Annotated in this window: 1 protein-coding gene; it reads right to left on the bottom strand. The window is 72.4% G+C overall.

Annotated elements, in window-relative coordinates:
* On the bottom strand, positions 1-261 hold a 261-nt coding region (locus SB725_RS32025), incomplete at both ends, for a CoA transferase (RefSeq protein WP_410923497.1).

The raw sequence follows: 261 nt of genomic DNA, 5'->3' as shown, positions 1-261 counted from the left end.
CCATCGCCTGGATCACCGCGTCGTAGCCGGGCAGCCCGCCGAGCGGACCGTCTGCGCCGAAGCCGGTCACCGCGCAGTGGATCAGGCGCGGGAAGCGCGGCCGCAGGTCGCGCGCGTAGTCCATCCCCCAGCGCGCGAGCGTGCCGGGCTTGAAGTTCTCGACGAGCACGTCGGCATCGGCGAGCAGGCGCCACAGGATCGCGCGCCCTTCGTCGCGGGACAGGTCGAGCGCGAGCCCTTCCTTGTTGCGGTTCACGCCCA

The sequence above is a fragment of the Pseudomonas sp. SIMBA_041 genome, assembly GCF_046535095.1.
Lineage (GTDB): Bacteria > Pseudomonadota > Gammaproteobacteria > Pseudomonadales > Pseudomonadaceae > Aquipseudomonas > Aquipseudomonas mucoides.
Note: the sequence above shows the minus strand (reverse complement) of the source record. Positions and strands in the feature narration are given on the sequence as shown.